8 protein-coding genes are annotated in these 8,047 nt (G+C 57.4%); 3 read left to right on the top strand and 5 right to left on the bottom strand.

Annotated features, from left to right (window positions below; translation table 11 throughout):
• Positions 1 to 565 precede the first annotated feature (565 nt).
• Positions 566 to 697 carry a hypothetical protein gene (locus SJI19_RS24125; protein WP_323480782.1) on the top strand — a complete coding sequence of 44 codons (132 nt, stop codon included), beginning with the start codon at positions 566 to 568 and terminating at the stop codon, positions 695 to 697.
• Between the two features lie 215 nt (positions 698 to 912).
• On the opposite strand, the gene SJI19_RS24120 is transcribed toward SJI19_RS24125, so the two are convergent.
• The 4 genes from SJI19_RS24120 to SJI19_RS24105 form a co-directional block, all read right to left on the bottom strand.
• Positions 913 to 1,218 (bottom strand): type II toxin-antitoxin system RelE/ParE family toxin, encoded by a 306-nt coding sequence (locus tag SJI19_RS24120; protein ID WP_323480781.1) that lies wholly within the window; start codon positions 1,216 to 1,218, stop codon positions 913 to 915.
• On the bottom strand, positions 1,215 to 1,499 hold the full coding sequence (locus tag SJI19_RS24115; RefSeq protein WP_323480780.1) for a damage-inducible protein J: 285 nt from the start codon (positions 1,497 to 1,499) through the stop codon (positions 1,215 to 1,217). Before SJI19_RS24115 ends, SJI19_RS24120 begins: the two co-directional genes overlap by 4 nt.
• A gap of 71 nt (positions 1,500 to 1,570) precedes the next feature.
• Positions 1,571 to 2,701: a site-specific tyrosine recombinase XerC gene (gene xerC, locus SJI19_RS24110; protein ID WP_323480779.1), complete on the bottom strand. Its 1,131-nt coding sequence runs from the start codon at positions 2,699 to 2,701 to the stop codon at positions 1,571 to 1,573.
• Positions 2,694 to 6,098: a CHC2 zinc finger domain-containing protein gene (locus tag SJI19_RS24105; protein WP_323480778.1), complete on the bottom strand. Its 3,405-nt coding sequence runs from the start codon at positions 6,096 to 6,098 to the stop codon at positions 2,694 to 2,696. Before SJI19_RS24105 ends, xerC begins: the two co-directional genes overlap by 8 nt.
• A 130-nt stretch (positions 6,099 to 6,228) precedes the next feature.
• On the opposite strand from SJI19_RS24105, the gene SJI19_RS24100 reads away from it, so the two are divergent.
• Together SJI19_RS24100 and SJI19_RS24095 are read left to right on the top strand one after the other, a co-directional pair.
• Positions 6,229 to 6,567 (top strand): helix-turn-helix transcriptional regulator, encoded by a 339-nt coding sequence (locus tag SJI19_RS24100; protein ID WP_323480783.1) that lies wholly within the window; start codon positions 6,229 to 6,231, stop codon positions 6,565 to 6,567.
• Between the two features lie 56 nt (positions 6,568 to 6,623).
• Positions 6,624 to 6,866, top strand: coding sequence for a SymE family type I addiction module toxin (locus tag SJI19_RS24095; RefSeq protein WP_323480777.1), 243 nt, complete (start codon positions 6,624 to 6,626; stop codon positions 6,864 to 6,866).
• A gap of 304 nt (positions 6,867 to 7,170) precedes the next feature.
• On the opposite strand, the gene SJI19_RS24090 is transcribed toward SJI19_RS24095, so the two are convergent.
• Positions 7,171 to 8,047 (bottom strand): hypothetical protein (locus SJI19_RS24090; RefSeq protein ID WP_323480776.1); only part of this gene is annotated, 877 nt, incomplete at its 5' end.

The following is an 8,047-nucleotide window of genomic DNA, read 5'->3' as shown; positions in this document are numbered from 1 at the left end:
TCAACTTCACCACCGTATGCTTTGGTCATCACTACCATTTTTCCTATTGCAGTCAGTAGGTTATCTGCCGTTCTCCCACTGCGTTTTAGCCTTTCGGTTTGATGACCCCGACGCGCCTTTTTCGCCTGTTAAAGAGCAACCGCCCATACAGTCTATCAACGTTTTTCTCTCTGGGCAGTATACCAGGGGTTCATTTCTTATTCGGCGGGGAGGCGGGCCGCAGCTTGTCTGTGGCCCGCTGAACCGTCTGCCGGGCGGGGGCTGGCGAAGCCCGCAAGCGACGCCCTGCGGCGCTATGAGGTACTTAGGATTAAGGGAACCAGGGATGTGCATGGCCGCGCCATACCGGGGCGGGGGCGTAAGCTGACCGGCGCGGCAACGAGCAAGGAGCACCGCGACTGCGAGCCGCGACGGGCAGATGCAGCCGGGCGGGCATTAACGCCTTAAGCGGAGGCCGTCAGGCCGACAGCAACCCGCCGTTGACCTTGATGTTGGCTGAGGATAAGCGCCCAACGCCATGCCGCCAGGGAGGGCGGCCGCACCGGCGTAGCTAAGGGGATAACCGATGTTCGGCGCAGAGGGCAAGCCGGGAACCGGCGTCGCCCTGTGCCCCACACCGGACTGCGATGCCAACGGCGGGGGCGCAAGACATAATGCGGATTATACGCTGACAGCCGTTCTGGCTGGCCTAACCTGACGCCAGTGTCTTACGGCGCAGCGGCGTATAATCCCACCGCATTATGTTTAATGGTCGCTCGACCGGCAACCTAACCTATCGGTGCGACGGTGTTTAACGCCGGACGGGCGGCCATTGACCCCCGCCCACTCCGCTGCCGACTAAGGCAAGAGGTGCGCCAGGGACGGCGTGCCTGTTGCCTGTCACCTTACCCCAACGACCCGACAGAGAGCGAGCTAATGTCTACGGTAACGACTCACGATATTTCGAGCTGTATGTAGCACACGCATAATACGCACTATATTGGCATTCACGGTGTACACCATGATGAACGGCAAGCGGGGTGCAATAAGTTTGCGCTGGCGGGGCAGTTTCCCTGCTTGGACCCCAGCCAATGGCGTACCTTCTAATAATGTTGCCATGGCATCAAGCTTTTCATCTACCGAACCGGCAACCTCAACTCCCGCCTCTTGGCAAAGGTAGACATAGATAGCTTCTTTATCTGCCAGCGCTTCTTTTTCCCATTGCACCACTGCTGTCACAGTTTTCCTTGTATCGCAAGAAGTTTAAGTTTGTCCATTCGAGCACGCATTTCTTCATTACTCACGTATTCGCCTTGACCAGATTCATAACGTTCGAACGCGTCTTCTATTTGCTGCTCTAACCAGTACTCATGTGCATTGCTTTGGTGCTCCCGCTCATCTTCAGCAAGTTCTTCCGCACGTTGGCGCATCAGCTCTGTTAGACTCATTTTCTGTCTTTCTGCCGCCTGGGTCGCCAGACGCTTCGTCTCTTCATCTATTCGGAAGTGGATCGTGCTCATTTGGGTCCGCCATTGTGGTGTCATTCGTGGTGTCATTCGTGGTGTCATTGTACACATTGGCACCACTATTGTCAGCTTTTGTGGCTGTCCGGTAACACGCCGGTCTTATTTAGCGCTTGGACATCCTGCTCCTCTTGCGCCATCAGGTCGACCAGCAGCCCGATGTCGTCATCGTCGTCATCAGGCCGTTCGCGGTCTGTCTGCTCCGCCGGGTGGGTGCTGGCATGCACCGCTGACAACGCCTTGATGCTCACCTGCGTATACAGCGCCGTGGTCTCCAGGCTGGCGTGGCCCAGCATGGCCTGGATCCAGCGCACGTCCGCGCCGTTTTCCAGCATCTGCGTCGCCATCGCATGGCGGAACAGATGGCAACTGCCCCGTATCGCTATCCCTGAGTCTTTGATGTAGCACCCCACCGCATAGGTGATACCATTTGGGGTCAGCCCGGCTATGCCGTCCTGCGCCACGAACAGCGCCGTCACCTGCGCATTCACCAACAGTTGAGGCCGCACCTCGTACTGATAACGCAGTACCCAGCGCAGCGCCCGTTCACCGATGGGGATCACCCGGTCTTTTTTGCCCTTGCCCTGGCGCACGGTCACCGTTTTGCGTCGCCTATCCACGCTATACAGATCAAGACGGGCCACCTCACTGCGCCGCAGGCCGCTTGACCATAACAGTTCCATCAGCGTGCGGTCGCGTATGCCCTGTGTCGTGCTCAGGTCGGGCAAGCTTAACACCTGCTCCACGTCCTCCACGCTCAAGATATGCCGGGGTAAGTGCCTTTCCAGCTTCGGCAGCTCCAGGTCGGCGGCAGGATTGGCCAGCAACAGTCCTTGACGGGTCATCCAGCGGAACCACACCACCAACGGCTGCAACTGGCTGCGTTGGGTTCGTGAGCTTAACGGCTCACCGTTGCTTTTGCGGTACTGGTACAGGTGGCGCTGGTAACGCTCCAGGATCGGCCGGGTGACCTCCCGGCCATGATGCAGCCCGCGCTCGTTGGCCCACAGGATAAAGTGATACTGGTGATGGGTCTGGGTTTTCAGCGTGGTTTCTGACCCGTTGCGCTCACGCCGCCAGGCCACGAAGCGCAGCAGCAGAGCGTACAGGCTTTTCGGATCGTTAGCCGGGCCGACCGGTTGACGGTACACCTCATCCACGCTTAACAACGCGCCGGGGCGCGGTTTACGGTTAGCCATGCGTCACCTCCCGGTGTGCGCCGGTTGGCAGTGAGGCAGCAGTCGCGGCGTTTGTTTTTTCTTTTATTACTGTGTTTGGCGTTATCCCGACCGGTTGTATCACCAAGCCTGGCGTGGCGTGGTCTGACGGCTTATCTTTACCCGCCGACCGACCACCGACCACACCCCGACCGGACGCCGACCGCTTACCACCCGACCCCGACCGGTTCACATTGCCTGCCGTTTTTAACTGTCCGTTCTGATACTTTTCACCGTTGTCCGTCACTGCCGCCTCACCCTTGGGGGCAGCGCTGCACATGCCGTCATTGTTTTTTTCTTTTATTACTGTGTTTGCCGCTACCCCGACCGGTTGTGTCACCAAGCCCGGCGTGGCGTGGTCTGACGGCTTATCTTTACCCGCCGACCGGCCACCGACCGCACCCCGACCAGCTACCGACCGCTCAGCATCAGACCCCGACCGGTTCACATTGCCTGCCGTCGATGCCGACATTTCAGGTAACCCGGCTACGTCGAGCAGCCCACACAGATGGGGGCCGTCACGCTCGTCGCCGTCCCACAACAGGCTGTATTCGTAAGTCAGACCGCGCCGGAACAGCAGCAGGTATTCCATTTCCAGCAGCCGGGCGAGATGGATCTTTAACTGGGTGTCGCCCCACCCCAGCGCCGCCCGGACCTCGCGCCGGGTGAAGCGCAGCTCTTCCGCTTTCAACGCCTGGCGTTGCGCCTGTTCACCCACCCAGCCTTGTAACCCCACCAGTAACCGGCGCGTTTGCGGCGGCATCTCATCGAGCGTGCGACCCAGCACCTCGTGCGCCAGCCGGTTAGCCAGCGCGATATCCGCCGCCGTCACTTCGATGTATTCGATAACCTGCCCGCGGTGATTAACCCGTGTTATCTCCCGCTGGTACTGGTGCAGCAGCGTTATCGCCTGGATCAACGTCAGGTATTTCATATGGTCGCGTCGGGTGCGGGTTTTATCACTTAAGAACGTCAGTCGGTCGGCATACGGATTGACCACTTTTAACGGGCGCAGTAAGCGCTGGGCGTTTTGGTGTTGGGTGGTGAGATAGGCCTTTTCGCTTTCCCCTAGCAGTCCGGCCAGTGTCTGTTTATGGCGCTGCAACGCCTGGATGGCCTGGGTTTGTTCTCTGGACTCGTTCACCGTCAGCACCAGGCAGCGGTTGAGCAGCTCTTCGTCCACATCGATGGCGGTGGTGGTCAACATCAGCATCACCGGGCCTTTGACCCTATATTCACGCGTCACCAGTTCACCGCTTTGCTCGTTTTTGCCGGTGCTGGCGATGTTCAGTTCACCGTCCGATTGCAACAGTTTCAGTGCATAGGCCGCTTGCCTGACGCCCTCTTCTTCCGCTATCGCCAGGATCTTATGTTGCAGGCTGTTTTCGCCCAGGTAGTACAGGCTTTGCCCGGTCATCGCCGAGTATTGTACCCGTTCTTCCGGCGGCATCAGGCTCAGCACCGCGTCCATCAGGCTGCTTTTACCGGCGGCGCTGGAAGACTGGATCAACACCGCCAGCGGGTTGGCCAGCTTGCGGCTCACCGCCGCCAGATAGCCGGTCAGCAGATTGGTGTGTTCGCCCACCACCCCGCAGGCCGCCAGGTCAGTGGTGATACGCGACGCCAAGTCAGGCGAGGTCAGTAGCGCCAGCGCCGCGCGTTCATCCTCGGCCGAGAGTGTCACCGCGCCGCTCGCCACCTGCCCCGCCGCCAGGCGTATCTCGTCCTGTTTTTGTTCCAGCATCAGCAGCAGCCGACCACATTCACGTTTGATAACCGAGGTTTCACCGCCCAGCTCCACCGCCGCCAGGTTGATATACCCCTGACGCTGTTTGGCGTGGTACATATCCAGGCTATCGACGTGGAAGGCACCGGTGGTGTCGTCGCGCACCTGCACGTTGACTTTCATCACCTCGGCCACGCTATTTTTCTGCCAACCGCGCACCCGCCACACCCGAGGGCCGCAGCGCATCAGCAGTTCACCGTTGGCGCTCAGTTCACCGGCACTCACCTCCGATGCCGAAGACGCCGGTGCGCCCGCCGGGACGGCTAAAGAAGACACGCTAGTGGGCCGCGAAGCCTGCGGTGCCGGCTGAGCAGACACCGGTTTCACCGGGTCAGCCGCCAACCGGTCGGTGGTTGGCGCACCACCTGTTGCCGCCGGGGTCGTCGCGCTTTCATGGGCGAACACCACGTTCGGCCCGGCACCATCCCCCATCCACTGTGCCTGTTGCAACGCCAGCCCGAGGGCGTTTTCCGGGTTGCCACTGTTCAGCGCATACGCATTCGCATCCTGACCGGGAAGGAAGCGCACCCGCCAGGCGTCGATGCCTGCGGCCAGTAACTGCGCCGCCACCGAGGCCGCGCCCCGATCCCCGGCCTCGTCGCGATCGAAGGCGATCAGCACCCGGTTGACCCCGTGATAACGCAGCGCCGCCAGATGATCGGCGGTAAAACCGTTGGCGCCATAGGCAGCGATCACCTGGCGATACCCCGCGCACCAGAAGGTCATGGCGTCGATCAGCGCTTCGCACAGGATGATCTCCGATGAGGCAGCTAATGCCGCTTCGTTCCACACCCCGCCCAGCGGTGAGGGCAGGTATAAGTGTTTGGGTGAGCCTTTGAGGATCTTATAGTCCGCCTGGGTGCGCCGACCGTACAGCTGCAACACCCGCCCACGCTGCGCCACATTCGCGCTCTGCTCCCACCCCACCACCGGCACCACCACGCAGCCACGGAAGTGATCTTGTTTGGTGGTCGCGCGCAGCACCCCTAACCCGGCTAACCTGGCGCGCAGCAGTTTGCCTTGTTTGCTGTCCGGCGAGGGCAGCAGGCCGCTTTCTCCCGAGACACCATGGCTGCCCGCATAGCCCAAGCGGAAGTGGGTGATCAGCTCCGGATGGGTCAGGCCACGCTGTACCAACCACGCTTTTGCTTCTGATGAGTCCAGCAACTGACGATGATAAAAGTCGATCACCTGATTAAGCAGCGCCTGGCCGTCATCATCCAGATCGGCCAGTGTGGCGCGGACCGGCGCAGACGCCTCGACACCAGGGCGGACGGTTAAAGAAGAGGTTGATGGCGCACCTTCACCCGTAAGCTGTCCACGCAGGAAGGCCATTGCCGCCGGTAGCCCCTGCTGGTTGGTGTTCATTTGCCAGTCGATAACCGATCCCGCCGCCCCGCAGCCGAAGCAGTGGTAGAGGTTTTTCGCTGGGGTGATCACCATGGACGGGGTTTTTTCAGTATGGAACGGGCATAAGCAGGCGTAGCTGTCGGTGCCGCGTTTTTTGAACTTATGGCCCTGGGATTGGGCCAGCGCCAACAGCGATACGGTCCTCTTCACTTCATCCAGTTGGTGCTTGGGGATGCGAGTCATATCTCGATTCCTTAAAAACCTGTCAATACCCTTTTGAGGTTTTTATTAAATACCTTATACTGTGTACGTGTCAACCACTATCAGCGAGGGAGGTTACAGTATGGTGACATCCACTTTATGGTTCTTACCGATGCATTTTCCCGCTCGATTGATACAACTGCGTAAAGCGGCTGACCTGACACAACAGGCCCTGGCCGATGGCGCGGCTATTCATGTCAACCAGATACGCCGCTACGAGGCAGGGTCTGCGCAACCCACCTTAGACGCCCTCATCCGACTGGCAAAAGTGTTGCATGTGTCGTTGGATGGATTGGTGTTTGATGAACATGAACGCGGCCCGTCTGATGATTTAGCCTTACAGTTTGAGGCTGTTAGCGGGATGCCGGAGGAAGAACGCCGGATTATCCGGGCGTTATTGGACGCAATGATCTTAAAGTATCAGGCTAAACAGATCACTGAACGCGGCTGAGGCGGGGGGCAACCCGCAACAACCGCTCACCACAAGCAACTAAAGAGGTAGTTACTATGGCTAAGCACGATTCTACGTCAGAAACAGGTATTTCCAAAACACAGCGCCGGTTAAAAGTGGGTTATATCAGCATCAGGCACCAGACACGGGCGACCAAAATGCTGACCTACTACAGCCGTAGCCCCAGTTTGCACCTCAAGGGCAACTGGTTGATCGAGGCGGGGTTTGCTACCGATCAACCGGTGCAGGTGACGGTGGAGCCGGGAGTATTGATTATCCATGCGGTGGCGGATAAGTGACCGGCGGTTAAGGTACAATCCCGGCTCAAGGGCCGGGATAAATAACTCTTAGATATTAGGCGTTAAAAAACATCTTGATTTTATCTTTTTTTATAATTTTTTCGTATCCATAACCAATTCAACAGTGCGGTACCTCCTCCTACAGTGACCCCGATAAAAACAGCCTCTTTAAAATTGCTAATCGTGTAATTAATTGATGAGTGATTAGCAATAGCTAAATAGGCCTTCATGCATAGGGTGAAACCCATATGAAATATAAATATAAAAAAAGAACCTAAAGCGAATACAGAAATTATCGAGCGAATCATTTAATACGATCCTTAATTTCTTCCTGTGCTAAATCACCTGCAATTTCATTACCGACCGAGCCAGTAACGCTGCCCCAAATACCTGGCCATGGGTTGACTGTAGCAGGTGCCGCTATTGTTGGATGCTTCAAACTAAACCGCTCTTTAAAGCCGTTTGACCAAGGATTAAGCTGTTTATCTGCATTTTTCAATACAACCCCGCCGCCATAATAACCGAACGACGAACCCGCAGCGGCCCCAGCCATTGGTGCTAGGGGATCTTTACCATCTACCCAGCTTGACAATCCCGCCCCAGCCGTATTAACCGATACAGTGCCCCCATATTTCATCCCCGGCGTCACACCGCCGGTTAATATGGATGTTCCAAAACTGGCATAACTAAAATCTTCTTCGGGATCTTGATAGATTTTATACCCTTGCATCAGCGCATTTGCGCCACCGCTGGTTCCCATGCCGATCACTCGGCTAGCTGCCGTGGCTCCGCCGACCCATTTAGCGACGTAAGGTGTGGCACTTTTACTAAGCACGGGCAATGCCAGTGTGATGGTCGCTATTGCCGCGCGGGGGATATTATTGCTACGTTGCAGCACATCGTAGTTATCAATTATCGGCGAAAGCTGCTCAATGCTGTATTGCGCTAAGGATCGGCAGTGAGCATCGCAGTTCGGTGATTGCACCAGTCTAATCAGATCATCCTGCTGCTGCGTTAGGTAGACTTTCGAGATCTTCGTTTCCAGCGCTTTCTGCTGCTGGACCGCATCCACTTGACTGGCCGCCTCAACTAACTGGGTTCGTGCTTCGTCCGTCGAGGCTTCTTCGTATTTTTGGAGCCAGTCCGGGATCTGTTTTGAACTCAGGAAGTTATTCTCTACA

This window comes from Acerihabitans sp. TG2, from assembly GCF_035013185.1.
GTDB lineage: Bacteria > Pseudomonadota > Gammaproteobacteria > Enterobacterales > Enterobacteriaceae > Acerihabitans.
Note: the sequence above shows the minus strand (reverse complement) of the source record. Positions and strands in the feature narration are given on the sequence as shown.

Excerpts from the sequence above, each read along its gene's own strand:
- SJI19_RS24125 (WP_323480782.1), top strand. The coding sequence starts at position 566 with ATGTTCGGCGCAGAGGGCAAGCCGGGAACCGGCGTCGCCCTGTGCCCC.
- SJI19_RS24115 (WP_323480780.1), bottom strand. The coding sequence starts at position 1,499 with ATGAGCACGATCCACTTCCGAATAGATGAAGAGACGAAGCGTCTGGCG.
- xerC (WP_323480779.1), bottom strand. The coding sequence starts at position 2,701 with ATGGCTAACCGTAAACCGCGCCCCGGCGCGTTGTTAAGCGTGGATGAG.
- SJI19_RS24105 (WP_323480778.1), bottom strand. The coding sequence starts at position 6,098 with ATGACTCGCATCCCCAAGCACCAACTGGATGAAGTGAAGAGGACCGTA.
- SJI19_RS24100 (WP_323480783.1), top strand. The coding sequence starts at position 6,229 with ATGCATTTTCCCGCTCGATTGATACAACTGCGTAAAGCGGCTGACCTG.
- SJI19_RS24095 (WP_323480777.1), top strand. The coding sequence starts at position 6,624 with ATGGCTAAGCACGATTCTACGTCAGAAACAGGTATTTCCAAAACACAG.